The 17231-nt window shown below is 51.8% G+C and carries 15 protein-coding genes; 4 read left to right on the top strand and 11 right to left on the bottom strand.

The window, feature by feature from the left end; genetic code table 11:
* Window positions 1-140: 140 nt before the first annotated feature.
* Together EKD02_RS09065 and EKD02_RS09060 are read right to left on the bottom strand one after the other, a co-directional pair.
* Window positions 141-521: a 6-fold beta flower protein gene (locus EKD02_RS09065; RefSeq protein ID WP_126385121.1), complete on the bottom strand. Its 381-nt coding sequence runs from the start codon at window positions 519-521 to the stop codon at window positions 141-143.
* A gap of 224 nt (window positions 522-745) precedes the next feature.
* A complete protein-coding gene (locus tag EKD02_RS09060; RefSeq protein ID WP_185805735.1) occupies window positions 746-2776 on the bottom strand; it encodes a KAP family P-loop NTPase fold protein in 2031 nt (676 codons plus the stop codon).
* A gap of 220 nt (window positions 2777-2996) precedes the next feature.
* On the opposite strand from EKD02_RS09060, the gene EKD02_RS09055 reads away from it, so the two are divergent.
* The gene (locus tag EKD02_RS09055; RefSeq protein ID WP_126385117.1) at window positions 2997-4013 is read left to right on the top strand and encodes a lysozyme inhibitor LprI family protein; all 1017 of its coding nucleotides are present in this window, start codon (window positions 2997-2999) and stop codon (window positions 4011-4013) included.
* Between the two features lie 41 nt (window positions 4014-4054).
* Here EKD02_RS09055 and EKD02_RS09050 read toward each other — a convergent pair whose 3' ends face one another.
* Window positions 4055-5776, bottom strand: coding sequence for an ion transporter (locus tag EKD02_RS09050; protein WP_126385115.1), 1722 nt, complete (start codon window positions 5774-5776; stop codon window positions 4055-4057).
* 251 nt (window positions 5777-6027) lie between these two features.
* Window positions 6028-6204: a hypothetical protein gene (locus tag EKD02_RS10035; protein WP_185805734.1), complete on the bottom strand. Its 177-nt coding sequence runs from the start codon at window positions 6202-6204 to the stop codon at window positions 6028-6030.
* Between the two features lie 628 nt (window positions 6205-6832).
* Here EKD02_RS10035 and EKD02_RS09045 point away from each other — a divergent pair.
* Window positions 6833-7663, top strand: coding sequence for a metallophosphoesterase (locus EKD02_RS09045; protein WP_185805733.1), 831 nt, complete (start codon window positions 6833-6835; stop codon window positions 7661-7663).
* A 375-nt stretch (window positions 7664-8038) separates the two neighbouring features.
* Here the strand turns inward: EKD02_RS09045 and EKD02_RS09040 are convergent, their stop codons facing one another.
* The 7 genes from EKD02_RS09040 to EKD02_RS09010 all read right to left on the bottom strand — a co-directional run bounded on the left by EKD02_RS09040 (window position 8039) and on the right by EKD02_RS09010 (window position 13769).
* Window positions 8039-8740, bottom strand: coding sequence for a DUF6994 family protein (locus EKD02_RS09040; RefSeq protein ID WP_126385111.1), 702 nt, complete (start codon window positions 8738-8740; stop codon window positions 8039-8041).
* Window positions 8733-8900, bottom strand: a complete 168-nt coding sequence (locus EKD02_RS09035; RefSeq protein ID WP_342352904.1) for a hypothetical protein — start codon at window positions 8898-8900, stop codon at window positions 8733-8735. Before EKD02_RS09035 ends, EKD02_RS09040 begins: the two co-directional genes overlap by 8 nt.
* Window positions 8901-8904: 4 nt before the next feature.
* Entirely contained in the window at window positions 8905-9318 is a 414-nt protein-coding gene (locus tag EKD02_RS09030) for a hypothetical protein (RefSeq protein WP_126385109.1), read from the bottom strand.
* Between the two features lie 336 nt (window positions 9319-9654).
* Window positions 9655-10284: an outer membrane protein gene (locus EKD02_RS09025; protein WP_126343083.1), complete on the bottom strand. Its 630-nt coding sequence runs from the start codon at window positions 10282-10284 to the stop codon at window positions 9655-9657.
* Window positions 10285-10861: 577 nt separating this feature from the next.
* Window positions 10862-12100 carry a hypothetical protein gene (locus tag EKD02_RS09020; protein ID WP_126385107.1) on the bottom strand — a complete coding sequence of 413 codons (1239 nt, stop codon included), beginning with the start codon at window positions 12098-12100 and terminating at the stop codon, window positions 10862-10864.
* A complete protein-coding gene (locus tag EKD02_RS09015; RefSeq protein WP_126385105.1) occupies window positions 12045-12677 on the bottom strand; it encodes a uracil-DNA glycosylase in 633 nt (210 codons plus the stop codon). The genes EKD02_RS09020 and EKD02_RS09015 overlap by 56 nt, the downstream gene beginning before the upstream one ends.
* Before the next feature lie 36 nt (window positions 12678-12713).
* Window positions 12714-13769 carry a helix-turn-helix transcriptional regulator gene (locus EKD02_RS09010; protein ID WP_126343074.1) on the bottom strand — a complete coding sequence of 352 codons (1056 nt, stop codon included), beginning with the start codon at window positions 13767-13769 and terminating at the stop codon, window positions 12714-12716.
* A 391-nt stretch (window positions 13770-14160) separates the two neighbouring features.
* On the opposite strand from EKD02_RS09010, the gene EKD02_RS09005 reads away from it, so the two are divergent.
* A complete protein-coding gene (locus EKD02_RS09005) occupies window positions 14161-15588 on the top strand; it encodes a bifunctional trypsin-like peptidase domain-containing/SEL1-like repeat protein (protein ID WP_185805732.1) in 1428 nt (475 codons plus the stop codon).
* Window positions 15589-15652: 64 nt separating this feature from the next.
* Window positions 15653-16135 (top strand): hypothetical protein, encoded by a 483-nt coding sequence (locus EKD02_RS09000; RefSeq protein WP_011889357.1) that lies wholly within the window; start codon window positions 15653-15655, stop codon window positions 16133-16135.
* The last annotated feature ends 1096 nt before the right edge of the window (window positions 16136-17231 follow it).

Here is a 17231-nt window from a genome sequence, read left to right as displayed (position 1 = left end):
TTGCGTTTCCTTTTGGTCATTTACTTGCTCCTCTTTTGAGCAAGTTACCAACTTAAACAGCTGTCTAAAAATCGGGGACCACTATAGGCCCCTGAAACGGTGACCTACGCTACGGATGCGAATCGTCAACTTATGTTTTCTCATACAATCTTTTTCAATAGGAAATGGTATGTGGCGACAATTTCAGCATCAAGCTCTCTCTCCATACCACGGATACTGAAATCGCTGACTTCCCCGATTCTGCTTCCAGAACCGAGCGATGAACCGTTTCTTACAACATCGCCCTTTACGTTAAACAGTGCCCTGCCGCTACCTTTTGATGAACCATCTCGGATAATTCCATCTTTAACATTGCCAAGAGCTCTCCCCGATCCTTTTGATGAGCCATCTCTGATGATGCCATCTTTAATATTCCCCAAGGCTTTGCCAGACCCAATAGACGATCCATCCCGTATAACACCATCTTTGAAATTTGCCATTATCCAATCTCCTTTTTCCCGCCTAATTTTGCTTTTATCCAAATTGGCGGCTTAATTTGGAAGCATAACTGCACTCACATAACTCATGAGCCGAAACATATAAGAAATATTCGACTCAAATATCACTCACAAAATCAAATAGCCCCCGTACACGACAAGATTGATACCCGTCCTGGCCATCATGCCGTCCCTGAGCTGTTCGTCACTCGGACGTTTGACAAGCTGTCCCATGATGCTTCCTTTGTGATGGGTTAATCGCAGATGTTCTAAGCCTCCGCGGTGCCGGCAACCGGCCGGTTATCTTCAGCCGCCTCCGGTCTCGGAACGCCGGGGTCGATTTCCGCAGCAAGTTCCTCGGCAGATTTCGTTCTGTATTCTCCAAGCTTCCGCTCCACGACCTCTTCCAGCTTCGGGAAAACCTCTATAATGGACTTCCCGTAAGCGCTCCTGTCCCCTGCTGACAGGTTCAGGACGTTGCCCCTCTCCTTGAGCGTGTCGGCAGGACAGACCACCCGCATTTCCTGCGATGTGTTGCTCGGGTCTATCTTGAAGCGCACCTTCGCGCCAATCGCAGCCTCGATTTCATTCGAATTTTTCTTCAGGAACTGCAGCAAGGCATAGCCCTCGGTAGGATCGACGGAATAAGCGGTGATGCCGATGAAGGAAGAGAGGCGCTGCGACACGTAATAGCTGATGCTCTCGTCCCCGGGACTTTTTCGTGACAACGACACCACTGAGGTTGCAGGCCTGATCGAATTGGCAAAACACGTCTGGGTCCCATCGAAAAAACCGCGCAGGCCGTTCCAGAACTCCATGCTAAGACGCTTGGTTGCTCCAGCTTTCTCCCGATCCTCGTCATCCGTCTGGAGGGCATTTTCAAAGGAAACGACACTGGTGACGGCCGAACGCGCCAAAGATACCGACATGTACTCGGCCAGTTGCTCCGCATGCCGATCGGTTATAATATCGTCCTTGATGATTGAAAGCGCCTTGCTCATCTCAATCACACGATGGCGCTGTATCCTCATGTTCCAGGTCAGCAGGAAGAGGGCCTTTTCCCAGTCTTCGTCGAAGTCCTCCCCGTAATGCTCGACGGCATGGGCAAGAGCCTTCTCTAGAGCGCCCTTTTCATCCCCATCGACTGAGCTGATCTTGGCAGCGAAATCACTGTCCCAGTCCGTAAAATTGGGGCTCCGCATCAGCAACTCAAACAGCCGCGGATAGGTAATCTGAATGCACACCAGGGAAAGAGAGACTCCCTTGATGATATCAAGATCAAGTTTGTCCATTCCGGACACCGACGAATCATTCTTGGCATGGATGTTGATCAGCGAAAGGGAATTGACCATCCGCTTCAGGCTTCTCGGATTATAGCCCACCGTCAGGCGAATCAACCGGGTAAGCCACGAAACATGGGTGCCGATGGTCTTCTTATCATAGTATCCAATCTGCTGCAGGAGACCCTGCATGTAGTCGTCGAGCCGGTAACGCGCAATCGGCATCATGAAGGGAACCTGAATGATCTTGTCAAAGAAAGCACGGAACTCCCACTCATTGGCCTCAGTAATTTCGCCGAACTTCCCCTTCAGGCCTTTTACGACAACCTGATAGTCGATCGCAAGGACATAGACGCAGTGGCCCACCGAAAAGATGTTCTTCAGGAGTTCAAGGGCCTTGACGGCGTTGACCGGCTCCAGGCGGTCAAGGTCGTCGATGAAGACAACGAAACGCTCAACGGGATTTTCAGCCCTCCCAACGACCTCTTTGACAACCTTGTCGAGCGTATCCCGCAGCTCCTTGATAGTATTGCTTTCCCCCGCATCCATCAGATCCGCCGCAAGCGCCCCCCCGCCCCCTCCCAGGGCCGCGTTCGCGCCTATGCTTACCGCCCCCCTAGCCAGCTTGCCAAGGAACTTCTTGGTCTTCTGGGCAACCTCCCACTGGCCGTCCTTGGCAAGAATATTCTCGCTGATCTCCGTAAGGATGGAAATCAGGCTCTCCTCCGGACTCCGGAGGATGCTGTGCTCCCAGGTATTGATCTTGATGACGCAGTAAGCATCCTTTCCCTGGGTCACCCGGTTGTAGGAACCGCGAAACTCGTTTTGTTCCAGATAGGCTTCGATCATCTGCAGCAGGCTCGTCTTTCCCGACCCCCATTCGCCCTGAATGCCTATCGTTATCGGCGTATCGCATGAACGGATGAATTCAGCGAGGGTCTCGGCATAGGAACGGGTACCGAGGATATCGTTATCTATCCCGGTATGTGGGACATCAGTGACAGAAATGCCTTGTGCCATAGGATGTAAGTGTTGGGTGGAAAATACCCGGCGGCAAGCCGGAGTCGTACAGTAAAGATACACCAAACGAAAGAAAAACCGCATAAAAAAACACATTTAAACGTGCAGCAACGCTTTCCCGAGAAGCATTGCCGATTTAAGGCCGAAACGCTATCTTGCATAAAAGAAGTAACTCGGCCATAAAAACACAGCGCATCGCTATCTCATCCCCCCCACCGCCATGGCACGCACAGTCCTGACGATCCTCTGCATCCTGCTTATGGCTCCACCGCTACAGGCGAGCCTTTTCAGCAAACGCATCAACGAAAGCGAATACGCTAAATACAAACTGAAAAGCCCTGCCTTCGCAGAGGCAGACCGGGAACTGAACAGCGCCTATCGCGATTTGATGGCCATTGCCGGGGAGGAAGATCGCCGGAAGATCAAAGAGGTCCAGGGGAACTGGATCGTACAGCGGGATGAAAAAGCATACGATGCCGCATTCAAGGGCGGAGACGAGTACCTCGGCGTGCTGGCCTCGCTCACGGCCGAACGGGCAAAGCTTTTCAGGGAGGTGATTGCCGACGAGAAAAGGCACGCAGACAGCATAAGGGCTGCCAGAATCGAGGCGGAAAGAGCGGCAAGGCAAGCAAGGCTGGACAGCATCGCCTCGGCTCGCCATGAGGCGGAAGCGGCTGCCGTAAAGAAAACGGAAAACGATCAGGGTGACCAGCTGGTAATAGCCTTCATGGCCATAGCCCTCGTCGGCGTCGCCATCCTGATAGGTGGCGCGGCCAACCGAGTGGTCATCTATTACGATATGGCTGACATGGGGAACTCATTCCTTGCCGTGGCGCTCCCGGTCGCAGCGATGATGCTCTTCGGCGCCGAGCCGTTCCATTCCGAATCCTACAACCACGTTTTCCAGTGGACCTCCGCCATCGCCGCAGGCCTGGGTGGGGCAGTGTGCATCTTCGGGAACTTCGCATCCTCGGTGCGTAACAACCGGAGCATCGTTGTCGGACTCTTCATCGGGGTATTCAAAATCGCGTTCGTCTCCATCTCCGCCCTGGCGGCAATAGAACAGGTCTCGACCATCTTCAACAGGAACAAATCATTCAGGGAGGCATCGATCGCAGGCCTTGTGCTGGTCGTCATCGGCCTGATGGCAAAATCGATGGTCAACGGACCGAGGGTCTATGAGGCCCGAGGCTGGAATTCGAAAGCCGCGGAGGGCAAGATGGCCGTCAACGGCTGAGAAGGGCTAATGCGCGGGCACATGAAGGACGCTGCAATGCATCATGACGATACTGGAGAGGGGAAAGCCGCCAGTACTTCATCGGCAAGGCACTTGATGCTTCGGTAATACAAATCAGCCGGCCTGAACTGAAGCAGCTCAACACTGACGATCAGAGACACGACGTTCGCACGCAGGACCTGGCGCATGAAGAGGCTGACATGGTTGGGGTTGACGTTGGCGAAATCCTCATGGGTACCCACACTCAAATCCATTTCATTAAACCGGACCGAAACAGCCCGGTAAAAGTTCAGGACATGCTCCGGGAAATCAAGCGTCGGAGCTGCGACAGCTTCGGGGGCAACCCCTTTCACCCCGCCAAAAAGAACGTGAAGAGCGGCCAAGCGACTGGCACTTGCCGTGCCCACGTAGAACACATAATTTCCGGGGGTGATATTTTCTTCAAGCGTATGCTTCCACTCGACATAAGCGGAGCTAACATCGCCCCCACAAGACTCGTGATATAGCGGGTTGGTGGCAAAATTGAACTGCCTATCGGGTAACAGTTCTCCCGAGCTGAAGAATTCGTTCGAATAATATGATGCCCCAAGCACATTGGAAAGGGTCCTCGAGTAGTGGCCAGCTCCGGCATCACCGCAACTTTGGGTACACACGACGTGCATCCGACCCGCTCTTTTGATGAATCCGCCGAAAAGAGTGTTTGCAGTAAACTCCTCGATATGGAGATTGTCCTCATGCAGCGAATCCTTAGACTGCCGCCCTGCCCTAATGCGCAACCCCGGATCAGAAGCCACCGCATCGAAAATATCTTCAGATGAAAACTGAAGACGGGCCATTGCGACGTCAAAATCCAACACCCGCCGATGTGCATCGATACCGAGACTCTTCAGCAACTTCCTTACGGGGATCTTGTCCTCTATTCCAAACGACCGGCGGATTAGGGCTGCTTTTTTCTGGGCCTCTTCCGAGGCCTTGGCCAACTCAATCTCCTGAATGAAGCCACCGGTAATGATGCCAACAGGAAGACCTACGATGACAACGCCCATGATTGTCATCGAAACATAAAGAAGCTGACCTATCCCAGTCACAGGCTCGAACCCTTGAGGGGTGGACCCTGTCAGCACGCCGAAAGCCCAGGCAATGGATGGAGTAAGGCTGGTAATGCTTTCCGGCTGAAAATCTTTCTCTATATAGAAAATAGCATAAGCGCAGAGAATGATGACCGTACCTGAAACAAACACGGTTATCACCAGCTCCTCTTTTTTGTTGAGAATGGAACGCTTCAGGATCTGAACCGGTGAATAAATACCGTTCCCGCCCATGTATTCTGAAACACTGAAAAGGCGGATGGCACGGAGGAACAGAAGGTTCGCACTGACGCCAAGGATCAGCACAGAGGCGATGGCAAGAGCATCAATAAGCTGCAGGGGGGCCAGGGCGAATCGGATTCGTCCAGACAGAGGGTGCGTGAACGACTTACCGCCCGCCGTACAACTCCATAAACGTAGTGCATATTCAGCCATAAAAAAGCCGGTCACAACAATAACCGCAACATGGTGGAACCGGCGGAAAGACTCGCTGGAGTGAACAACCTGCAATGTGTTCAACCAGGTAAGACCCAGCACCATACCAATCGCAAGATAGAGAACGACATCAAAAGCAACGCCCACAGCATCGGACTTGTCCGATTGAGAGAGCACCTCGTTGACGCGACTTCTCGTGCGCTGATACGCTGGAAAAAAATTGGCTCCTCGCTGTTTCATATGGGTAAGCTGAAATTATTCGAGCCGATATGTCAATTCAATAAAAAGCCACAGGCAATCGCTGACTTCAAGTGAGCCTCATGCCGTTTTCACGGGCATTACTGCCCTTGTGATCCCGCCACACGATTTATCCACAGCACCAGCAGGAGCATTCGCGCCCTGAACACTTAAACCCCTTATACGCTGGATAGCGCAGGACAGATCATGTCGAGTCATGCGCAATGCTCCATCCTTTTCCAATAAATCCATACTTAACAGGGGCGCACCATTCGGAATGTACCGTCGCGTATGTAGTCGATGTCGCGCTGGATCGTTTTCGGGTGGACCTCGAAACGCTCGGCGAGCACGCGGCAGTTCTTGTGGCGCTTCAGGCAGAGATCCTCGTCGACGGCATACATCCTGACCAGCGGGGGACGGGTCTGTTTCATGACGGAGAGAGGCTATGGGCGGTTGGCGTACCGGATAACGGCACAAGTGCCGTGCGTTCCCATGCAAATTACATCTTTCCCCGACAGAAACCGAGAATCCAGAGTCCTTGCTCCTGCGAACTAATTTGGCGAAGTCCTTCTGTGAGGATTTTGACAACTGTCCACGCCTGTATGAGTCGGTCGTGGGCAGTCTTTCCTTTGGAGGCAATTGTTGTATATAAGTTATGTAAAGCTAATATATTAGTAATCCTCAAAACATAGGCCCAGCCTCGCCATCCAGACTGTCCGCAGAGTCCGTATATCTTAATCCGAAACGATATCGACATGATTCCCGCGTTGGTTCCTGTGATGAACACGTTTTCCGTTCACCTTTGCACTCGTCATTGACCACTCTCTCTTAACTTGTCCTCGCGTATTTCGCTTGAAATACTTGGGGTCATTTTGTACATTTTAGGTAACAAAACCCGTTAAGGCTATGCGCGCAAGCGTGCCCTCAAACTGGCGGGTTATTTTTTTATGCTGGATTATATGGCATCCCCCTTCACAAAGCAGCCCAAAACCCGGGAAGATCAAATATCCCTTCTTGAGAGTCGAGGAATGGTTTTTGGCGATCCCTACACTCTCAGCCATGAAATCTAACATCCGCTCCTTCGCCGGACTTCTGTTGATCACTGTCCTGTTGGTAGTTCTAGGAATGGCCTTTTTTATTGAGCCTAGCCGCATGGAGGTGACCTACCACGATATGCGTCATCAATCTGATGATCAGGGGTTACGACTTGTTCAACTTTCTGACATCCATCTCCAGGCCGTCGGAAAGCATGAAAAGGCACTGGTGAACCAGGTGAAGGAATTGCGGCCTGATCTTGTGGTCTTGACTGGTGACATGATCGATCGTGCTGACGCGCTGCCGTTGCTGCAAGTTTTTGTCGAAGATCTTGGCCCGATTCCTCTGATTGCCGTCCCAGGCAACTGGGAGCATTGGAGCGACGTGGACTTCTCGGAATTGCGCGCCGCCATTGAGAGTCGGCAGGGAAACCGATTCCTTGTCAACGGACAGTCATCAGTCACGAAAGGAAAGCGCACAATTCAGCTGATAGGCCTTGATGACTTCACCGGCGGGAACCCTGACCTGGAGCTGTTGGAGCGAACCGGGTCCTTGCACAGGGAAAACGTAGCCACAACCGTCCTGTTGCAACATTCGCCCGGATTTTTCGACTTGCCGGAAGTACCCCGACTTATGGGATCAGGTCGATTTCCCTTATGCCTGTCTGGACACACCCATGGAGGACAAATTACGATTGGGGGGTGGGCGCCGCTTACTCCCGGAGGAAGCGGTCATTTTGTAGCTGGTTTCTACGATATCCCCGGCAGCAGACTCTACGTGTCCAGAGGGATAGGAATGTCAATCATTGCTGCCCGTCTGGGTTCACGCCCTGAAATTGCCGTGTTCGATCTTTAATGGGCCCGATCATATCCGGCATGAAAGAATTTATCTGGTATCCCGGGCGTTCATCGGCTAATCCACAGTCTCAACCCGGCGCTGGAGAGACACTTTGTTGTGGTTCTCTCAAACAATGACGGTCATTGCATGACGTCACACACACCTATCATACAGCCTATGATTTGGCGGTGAAATATGAAGCATCGAAGAAGCTCTCGGCTACAGCCTTGCGGGGCATGGGAAGAGTTGCAACAAGACCTTTACTCGTTAACTGAGCAAGCGTTAAAAATTCACCTACTAACCCTGTCTGTGATTTATCCATGTAGTGCCTATATATACCGCTAACACTCAGCATCAGTGGCGGCGCGCAGCGTTGTCCGCTGAATGCTGTTGTTAGGTCTTGGTGTTGCTGGCATGGCCTTCGATCCGCCTATTACGCGCTTCGATAAATAACTCTACGCGGCTCTTATACACAAGGTAATCCTCTACGTCCTTAAACTCGGGGGGCGACTGAAAGTCATCGAATGGCAGGTAGAACTTCACGTCACTATGCTGATCCACCAAGTCGTTGAGAAGGAAGAAGTCAACATATCCCTTGAATGTTTCGAACAACCGGAGAAACGCCGCATACCGTTTAAGAGTGTATTCTAATGGACTTGGCTCATCGATGTAGAAGCGTCGGATGCACTCCAAAGTCAAATCGAATCGATCATCAATGAGCCGTGCCATTCCTCTTGCCTGATTAATCGTGTACTTCCGATCTACCTGATTATTGGGGAAGATCATGTATGCACCAATCGTTGATCCGCGATCGAAAAGCTCCTGCACTTCCTTTGGTATTTGTGTTGTCAGCCATTTCTTCTTGATCTGATTTCTGTAGGAGTGCGTGATAGCGTCACTCCCCAATGAGAATTTGCCCAATGCAGAGTCATGGTAAAGGTAATAACCAGGTTTATCGATGCTTAAGTCGAAAAGGTCGCCACCGGGCAAGGGCTTGCTCCAGAGAAGCTTGTGATAGGTTCGCAATGTGGGGCTGGTGGCGTCAGGATCGCCACCATTTGCATCACTATACATATTGATGTTCGTATCAATCATGGATTCTTCTCGCGGGGCGCATGTAGTCGATGTCGCGCTGTATGCTTTTGCTTGATACTTCAAAGTAGCGTGCAATAATTGGGCAGTTAGGGTAGTAATTGTCGCGCAGCTGCTGGTCGATGTACTGCATGCGGACTATGGGAGGGCGGGACTGCACCATGTCGTCATCGTTCAGAGGTGGACGTGGGGGCTTTTGGCGCGCTTCTGAAGAGCTTTTCGAGCCACGATCGCTTATTAGCAAGAACGTCGGCGATGACCTTTTCAGCAAGGATTTTTTGCTGAGTGTCATATGCCCAGCCGATAACTTGGTCCCGGGCGTTTGACATGATATGCTCATCCGAGTACGACTTTTCGGTGCAATGGTCGAGGTTTTCCTCAAACCATCGGTCAAATGCCATGTCCAGTTCGGCTTCAATAAGATCACTGCATATGGTTCTGATTGCTTCGTCAGAGAGTTGTGTTGAATGGGTTTTTAGCGCATCAATGACGCGGTCACTGACTTTACGGTACAGTTCTTTTTCTTGAAATGAGGGCTGTCTGGCTGGGGAGGACTTCTTTTTTCTGAAAAGGTGGAACATGGAATTTGGGGTGAATATGTGTTATGCGGATTATGATTCCAACTTCCTTGGTAATGTTCAGTGCCAACGGACCTTGATGATAGGGCAGGTCTGTAGGGTTCTAATGGGGCAATGGGTGTAGATCTTGTTACAGCAGTTTCTTTGTAATCTATGGGTTCCGTGGGAAATATCAGCAAGTTTGTGCGAAAAAATATAGTCGGCTACCCTAGATCGTTTGATGTCTTGCATGCAGTGGACATTGTCGGCGTGTCGATAATGCAGTCATGGGTATCGAAAAACCGGCAGCATGGGCATTCCATACCGCCGGTCAACGATGTAATGGGGTATGTCGGGTGGTTAGAACCCGTATCGAACACCGGCAAGAACCCGGCTTCCTCCGATTGAGTAGGTGGCATCGGAGAATCCTGCCCCGGCAGATTCAAACGTGATGTCGGCTGTGGCGAAGTAACGGTAACTGATATCTAGGGTGATGTTCTCGGTGGCTTTGTAGCCGATGCCTGCGCCGAGTTGCCATGCGAACTTGTTGATATCACCGTACTCGGTTCCTGAGACGCTCTCTTTCAGGTTCATGCTCCCAATGCCTGCCATGAGGTAGGGGGAAATCTCGGAGTTTTCGAGAGCGAAGTCATGGTAGCCGTTCAGCATGATGCTGCGAGTCTTTACCTCAATCTCGGAAAACGAGTAGCCGTAGAGTGACGAAAGGCCTGAAACGGTATCAATTTTATTGTTTTGGTAGCCTAAAGCGACTTCAACGCGATTGTCATCGTTACGGATACCGAATGCAATCTCCCATGGCGTTCCGGAATCGAAAGAGACCACATCCCTATACGATGTGCCATTATAGCTGAAACTTCCAGAATCATTCATGGTTCCATAACCCATGGATGCGCTGACATAGGGTTGTTCTGCAAGTGCCTGCGTTGAGCACATCGCGGTGAAGAGTACTGCGAGTATTGCTTTTTTCATGATGCTGGTGGTTGGGTTGAAAATGAACAGCCAACAGAAAGGCTGCGTATGCAAAGAACATTACATATGTGTTCTTAATGGGATATTAGAGGGCTGGATGGGACAATGGCTGTCCTATACGCAGAAAAAATGCAATAATTGCCACTATCGGTTTCGGTCGCGGCCTCACATTTACTATACCAGGAGCATTCAATACCGGTCAATCCTGAGCAATATGTTGTCTTACAACATCGCGCATGAATCCGATATCGTCATCTGGATGGTTGATCACGACAAGTTCGGGTTGATATGGAGCACCCAAGGGATGATGCCGCGTCGGGCCCATGAGCGGCCGTAGATCCGGCGCATCAACTCTCGAGCGGGAACGTTGGGGCGAAGCCGTATTTCAGGGATTTACTGGCCGGCGGCACTGTTTGATCCAAACCAGTGGATTCTATGATTGGGTGAGGGTAGTCAGGGGCGGAAGCCCTACTGTGACTTGAGGGTGGATGGTGAACCTAATGGTATTCGCAAGGTGGCAACCGCTGGATGGAACCCCGTTGGTGCGGTCATGCATCCTCATCACCACAGGAGCCAATCAGGATGTGACGGCCTTGCTCTCTGCACAAAGGCTTATGTAATCGAGCGGACGCATCAAGAACACCGTTATGTCAACAGGTTTGTCTGAGGCATCGAGGTATTCCTGAATGGATATCCCCTCGTCTTCGTATCCCATGGGTGTAACGGCAAGGTTTCGAAGGCCTTCTTTCATTGCATACGTACCAGCAGCTTCAAGTGACTCGAGAAAGGTCAAGGCAGGGAACATACCTTCGGGATTACGACCGCTGAGTGTTTCCCATGTCGTCGCCATATGCGTTGCGGCATGCATGCCCGTATGGTTCATCCGCTCGGAAATAATGCTTCCATCGAATCGGCCGGCTTGGTCGATAATGTTTCCGTACTCTATTGTAAGTCGGCGGTTCGGGTTCAGACTGCTTTGTAGGGTGCGATGCTTCGAGGGTAGTTCGAGCGGTTCGCGGGTGAATGCTCTCACACAGGAGTGCTTAGGGGTATGATCCGATGAGTTGTCTTCATGGTTTAGCGTGGTAATTCCCAGGCTGCTGTTCCAGTTTCCGTAGTCCTGTGCAATGTGTTTATATGGGGGAAATGACTGTATGGGTATCCTGCTCCAAGCCTTTGTTGGCCAGAATCCACGAACCCATATCTCGGGGTACGTGCCGATTTTTTTGATTATTCTGAGGAGGATGCTGTATGGATATTCTAGATTTCCGGTCTGTATGGTGCAGAAGATTTCCGGCAGGGCGCCGGTTCGCTTGAATATGACCGCAAGGGTTGCAATGCCTTCCGTGGATGTATGAATCCAGTTAACTTTTCGCTCAGTTCGGCCAAGCGTTCTCTTGAATACGAACTTGGTGGCGCTTAACCGTTTTGGAACCAGTGGCATGAATGCCCTCATGTATACTGCCTGCTCCTCTTTGGAGAAAATGTCTTCCGCTCCAGTCAGATATTTGGCCTCATCTTCAAAGTAGCTGTCCAGATCTACCACGTCAACCAGTTCCAGAAGCGGCTTGCCGAAAAAGGAGTTGAGGGTGTTGCATTTTGCCTTGAAGAGGTCCTCCTGTCGTTGTCTGGTCAGGTATCGTGATGTCGTTGGGGCAAGGATGGTGTCGGTCAGGTGCGAAAACCTCAGGATTGCCTGAATGTCAGTTCCTGCCGCCGGGTAATAGCAAACCTTCGTTATGTCACTTATGCCGAACATCTTATGCCCTATTGGTTTGCGTCGGGCCGAGTTCTTGACGGCACTGGGTAAAGGCATCAACAATATGCTGTCTGCGCATTTCCCGCACCTTAGGATCCTTATGTATAAATGCTTGCCTGCTGGGGTGGTACGTTTTGATGACACACAACCCTCTTTCCTTGACAAGCGTTGGGTTGGCTTTCACAAACTTCTTCCATGCACGATGGGCGGTCCCGCCGTGGAGCATGACTACTTTTAATTGAGGCAACAGATCGATGATTCGTTTGAGCGGTACGATTCCAATCGATAGCTGCGCTGCAGTTGGGTTTTTGTTGATGTACCAGGGATAGGCGTTCCAAAGAATGGCGTCATGTGCTGGAATTCTGGCATTATGGAACAGGTGCCAGAGTGTCTCGGCCGTCGGATCGTCATTTTCAATGCATACAAACCTGCTGTGCTGAGCCATTGGGCCTGGATCACTCAGCACGTTCAACAGGCGGGCTTTACAGCCGCCGTGCAGGGGGGGAACATATGGGACTGTATCCCCAAGTTGTTGGTCAATGTAACGGTTTATGGCTTCTACATGAGGCTCATATCGTCGCTGCCATTGATCTTCGCGGAACGCGTATTCTCTCATTCGTCGCGGCATGGTCATGGTGGGGACACGGTTGTTCTGCTCTTTATGGGCCCTTTAAAACAGCGGCAGCGACTCCAGCCCCTTCGCCCTCACATCCTCGTACAAATTGTTTGCACGGCTCAGTTCGTCATGGAGGAGTACCCTCAGTTCCTGCGGCTCGAGTGCTTCGGCTTCTTCTCCGAACCCCATGAGCCACCGTTTCACTGCGTCAAGTGCGCCGACCTTCATCTTCATGATGAGGGAGCCGTCTTTATGTTCTATTGTTTCTTGAGTCGGGTGCCAGCGTCGTTCGCGTATCCACTGTGCCTGAAAAGGGGTGAAGCGGATGGTGACATCAATCTGTTCGCTTGAGTGGACAAGATCGAAGGTTTTTTCAAGGTACTCGTCGATCGAGAATGATTCGGGTACGGTAAAGTGACGCTCCGTCACCGAGAGGGTCCGGATACGGTTCAGGGCGAAGGTCCTGGTGTCCTTGCGGAGTTCGCAGTAGCCGATGAGGTACCAGGTATCGAGAGATGGTGAGTAATGGAAGAGGTAGGGGTGGATGGTGCGTTCCGTTACGGCTTCGCTGCTTGCGGCCCGGTAAGATGCGCGGTAGGTTATGGTTACCTTCAGTCTGCAGCGGATGGCATCTTCAAGTGTCGCAAACATCCGGGGTTCAACAGGCTGATGTGTCGGTTTTTCAATGGAGTATGCCGAGAGCAAGTGATCTGCGGCGGAGTTCTCGGGGAGGTACTGGCGTACCTTGTCGAGAGCCCTGCTGACCTCGTTGTAGTAAGGGGTTCCCTGGTACTGCTGAAGGACTTTTGTTGTGGCGATCAGTGCTTCTGCCTCCCTCAGCTCAAGCGTTGTTGCGGCAAGGTATGACCAGCCCTCTTCCTCATAAAAGTAGCCCCGTTTTTTACGGTCGTATTCAATGGGCGCGTGCAGGAGATCGCGCATGTAGTCGATGTCGCGCTGGATGCTTTTGCTTGATACCTCGAAGTACTTTGCAATCTTTGTGCAGTTCGGGTAGTGGTTGTCGCGCAGCTGCTGGTCGATGTACTGCATGCGGACTATGGGAGGGCGGGACTGCACCATGTCGTCATCGTTCAGAGGTGGATGGGGCATATTTTCAAAGTTACTGTTCTTTTCAACTTTTCCATCATTTCTTTTACGGCGTTTCTTATGTTGTTGTTGGTCGGGCAATTCGCGCCGCCACGCTATTGATGAGTATGGCGTTGGCATTCCTTCCTGAAATATGCGGGGTATGGTGGGTCAAAAGGTGTCCGATGCTTCTCCGTTCATTAAAGCAGCTGCGTTGTTTTTCATCTCTTTTTGATCCGGTCGGACGGGTATTGTCCGATACCCCCGGTTATCCTGTAACTGCCGGGCACATGGGACGATTGGTTTTATTGTGTCCTCGACCGCAGCGGTTCAGTGGAGGCCATCCGTGACGACGAACAACAGGAATAGGACCCGGGCGGGTTCATCCCGCTCCATAATGCAAAGAAGCTTTCCTATGAAGATAAGAATGGCAACCTCGGTTATTGCGTCACAACCCGTGCATGCGGGCGGCGGGGTATTCTGGATCGTTTTCGCAGTTCTCTTTTCCTTGCCGTTTCCCTCTCTGGCCGCAGAGAGCAAAGTGGCGGAGGTGTTTGAGCGGGTATTGAAAAGCGTGGTCGTTGTCCATACCTTTGACGACAGCGGGGAGGTTCTGGCGATGGGAAGCGGCGTGGTATTGCCTGGGGGAGCAGTTGCGACCTGCCACCATGTCGTGAGTGACGCCAGAAAGATTACGGTTGATTACGGGGGCGGGGAGTATCCTGCCGTTGTCCGGTATTTCGACATGGAACGCGACATCTGTTCCCTTACGGTTCAGGGACTGAAAGCTCCGGCGGTTTCCATGGGGAGCTCGGACGCTCTTGCTGTTGGTGAGCGGGTTTATGCCGTGGGGGCGCCGCGGGGTTATCCATTGACGCTTTCGGAAGGCATCATCTCCGGCTTCAGGGAGGTAAGAGGGCACCGCTACATGCAGACGACGGCCCCTATCTCTTCGGGATCAAGCGGCGGCGGCCTGTTCGATGAAGAGGGCCTGCTGGTCGGCATGACGACCTTTTCCTTGAAGAATGCCCAGCAGATGAATTTCGCCACTCCTGTCGAGTGGCTTGCCGCGTTGCCGGAGGGTCGTGCCGGGAGAGTCATAAAAAGGAAGGACGAAATCAGGGGGATACGGGCCCGTGCCGAACTGGGTGATGATGACGCTCAGTTAATGCTGGGAGGCTGTTACTCGGATGGGGACGGAGTCCGCAAGGATCCCGCTGAAGCGGTAAGGTGGTACCGGCTGGCTGCCCGTCAGGGCAATGCCGATGCACGGAACAATCTCGGCTGGGCGTACCGGGAAGGCGATGGCGTGAAGCGGGATTATGATCAGGCCCTGCTGTTGTTTCGGATGGCGGCTGAACAGAATGAGCAGTATGCACAGAATAATCTCGGCCTGATGTATAAGAACGGCGAGGGTGTGAAGCAGGACAATGCCGAGGCGTTTAAATGGTTCTGCATGTCTGCCGCCCAGGGCAATGGCTACGGCCGGTGCAACATCGGGGAGATGTATGTGAAGGGCCAGGTTGTGGAGCAGAATTATGAAGAGGCCATGAAGTGGTTCCGTCTGGCTGCCGAGAAGGATGGCAATGATGCCGCGTACTGGATAGGCTGGCTCTATGAAGAGGGGAAGGGGGTACTGGCGGATCCCGATGAAGCAGCAAAATGGTATCGAATCGCTGAAGGGCGTAAAGATCCCAATGGCCTGTTATCAATCGGGGAGATGTATGAGAAAGGCCTCGGGGTTCCGGGCAGCATATCGAACGCCGAAAAATGGTACAGGAAGGCTTGCCGTGCGGGTGAAAAAGATGCATGCGAAAGGCTGAAACGACTGGCCGGGAAATAGTCGACGGGGGGAGAACCGGGCTGCTTGATTGTGTATTTACAACAAACCTAAAGGGGAAAAAGCTATGCCAAACGGAGGACCTGATTGTTGCGGGAATTGTGGCTTCAATAAAGCCGTGCAGGAAATGGCGCATCCGCACCCGGACCAGCAGGAGCGGTTCTGGGCCATCTCGTACTGTTCGTTGCGTCACCTGAAGATATCCAACCCGTTCTGGACATACTGCCATAATTTCCGGTATGGAAAGCCGCTGCCTGAACCCGGTGAGCATGTCGCAATTGATGGGCGGGTGTTTGGCAGCGGTCTTTATGAAGGCTATGTCCGCATTCCGTGGCATGGGGATACAGAGCCAATAGTCTCAACCCCGTGTACTTGTGTGATATGCGGGAGAAAAACGAAACGCGGAATCAGTGTTGTCGACGAAGGCCAATCCATTGGGTTCTGCACCAATCGTCACTACATCGATTGGTGGAAAACCAAGCATGACGACCAGAATATTTCCTCCGAAGGGCTGGAGACGCCGGAAGAGTTTTACGGAGAGAAAAAATGAATGATACGGAACAGCCGGCTGAGGCAGGTTTACTTCCGGGCCGGAGTATGGTATGACCTGAGTTGATCGATTTGCAATAAAAAAAGCCCTCGCGCCTGCGGCAAGGTGATCATAAGTGATACCGTTATTCTCGTTTATCCTGATTTTAATATGATATCCATAAAGATAAAATTCAAACCCCTCTTGATTTTACTTAACTTTTGCGGTAAGCTTTAAAAGCTTCATGGCAGGCCAGTCTCGCAAGGCACCGTTGATGAGCGCCACATGAGACGTGATATGATGAAATGAACTAATAACTTGTTCGATATGAATATGACATTCTCCGAATTCACCTCACTTGTGATGAATAACCCCGATGGAGTAGTTTTACTTGAGGGTCGCAGGGCTATTCCTGACGATTACGTCAAGCATGCACATGACATTGCAGCGAGCTTGGCATCGAGATTTCCGACGCTTCGATTTCGATCCGGGAACGCAGAAGGATCAGATGAAGCATTTTCGCGAGGAATCGCAGAGGTGGACGCTAGCCGACTGCAGGTCATAGCGCCATACGCGTCACACAGAAAAAGCGTCCGCTATGCGGACGCAATATATGATTCTCCGGAGTCACTTTCATCGGTCAAAGAAGACGAGATTGCTTGCAAGACCTCTGCTGCAAGCCCGAAGAACAAAGGGTTGGTTTCCAAGCGTAACCAGAAAGGTTCGTTGGCAGCTAAAGCGGCATACTTGATTCGCGACACAATGAAGGTCATAGGGCATTCAGACGCGTTTCCGAAGCCAGTCTGTGCTCTGTTCTACGTGAGTATGGATGACCCTTATGCAGGCGGAACCGGACATACGATTCGAGTCTGTCAGCAAGAGGGGGTTCCTTTTGCATTTCAGGATTCATGGGCCACATGGCCAAGAAAATAGAGTCGAACCATGCGATCCACCGAACACCTACCCGCGTCACGCTCCGTGCTGGTTTCGCTTCGCTCCACTGGCACGGATCGCGCCACGGGCAGGTGTCGGTGATCGCGTGACCCCTTCCCCGAAAACCAGACACTTGTAAAGTAGAGAATTCCGGCAATGAGTATCTTGAATCAAACAGGAGCCA

Origin of the sequence: Chlorobium phaeovibrioides, from assembly GCF_003968655.1 — a bacterium.
Classification (GTDB): Bacteria; Bacteroidota; Chlorobiia; order Chlorobiales; family Chlorobiaceae; genus Chlorobium; species Chlorobium phaeovibrioides.
The sequence above is the reverse complement of the archived record's forward strand: the minus strand, read 5'-3'. Positions and strand labels throughout refer to the sequence as shown.

Coding starts and splice junctions, on each gene's coding strand:
- EKD02_RS09060 (WP_185805735.1), bottom strand. CDS start 2,776: ATGGCACAAGGCATTTCTGTCACTGATGTCCCACATACCGGGATAGAT.
- EKD02_RS09055 (WP_126385117.1), top strand. CDS start 2,997: ATGGCACGCACAGTCCTGACGATCCTCTGCATCCTGCTTATGGCTCCA.
- EKD02_RS09050 (WP_126385115.1), bottom strand. CDS start 5,776: ATGAAACAGCGAGGAGCCAATTTTTTTCCAGCGTATCAGCGCACGAGA.
- EKD02_RS10035 (WP_185805734.1), bottom strand. CDS start 6,204: ATGAAACAGACCCGTCCCCCGCTGGTCAGGATGTATGCCGTCGACGAG.
- EKD02_RS09045 (WP_185805733.1), top strand. CDS start 6,833: ATGAAATCTAACATCCGCTCCTTCGCCGGACTTCTGTTGATCACTGTC.
- EKD02_RS09040 (WP_126385111.1), bottom strand. CDS start 8,740: ATGATTGATACGAACATCAATATGTATAGTGATGCAAATGGTGGCGAT.
- EKD02_RS09035 (WP_342352904.1), bottom strand. CDS start 8,900: ATGGTGCAGTCCCGCCCTCCCATAGTCCGCATGCAGTACATCGACCAG.
- EKD02_RS09030 (WP_126385109.1), bottom strand. CDS start 9,318: ATGTTCCACCTTTTCAGAAAAAAGAAGTCCTCCCCAGCCAGACAGCCC.
- EKD02_RS09025 (WP_126343083.1), bottom strand. CDS start 10,284: ATGAAAAAAGCAATACTCGCAGTACTCTTCACCGCGATGTGCTCAACG.
- EKD02_RS09020 (WP_126385107.1), bottom strand. CDS start 12,100: ATGCCTTTACCCAGTGCCGTCAAGAACTCGGCCCGACGCAAACCAATA.
- EKD02_RS09015 (WP_126385105.1), bottom strand. CDS start 12,677: ATGACCATGCCGCGACGAATGAGAGAATACGCGTTCCGCGAAGATCAA.
- EKD02_RS09010 (WP_126343074.1), bottom strand. CDS start 13,769: ATGCCCCATCCACCTCTGAACGATGACGACATGGTGCAGTCCCGCCCT.
- EKD02_RS09005 (WP_185805732.1), top strand. CDS start 14,161: ATGAAGATAAGAATGGCAACCTCGGTTATTGCGTCACAACCCGTGCAT.
- EKD02_RS09000 (WP_011889357.1), top strand. CDS start 15,653: ATGCCAAACGGAGGACCTGATTGTTGCGGGAATTGTGGCTTCAATAAA.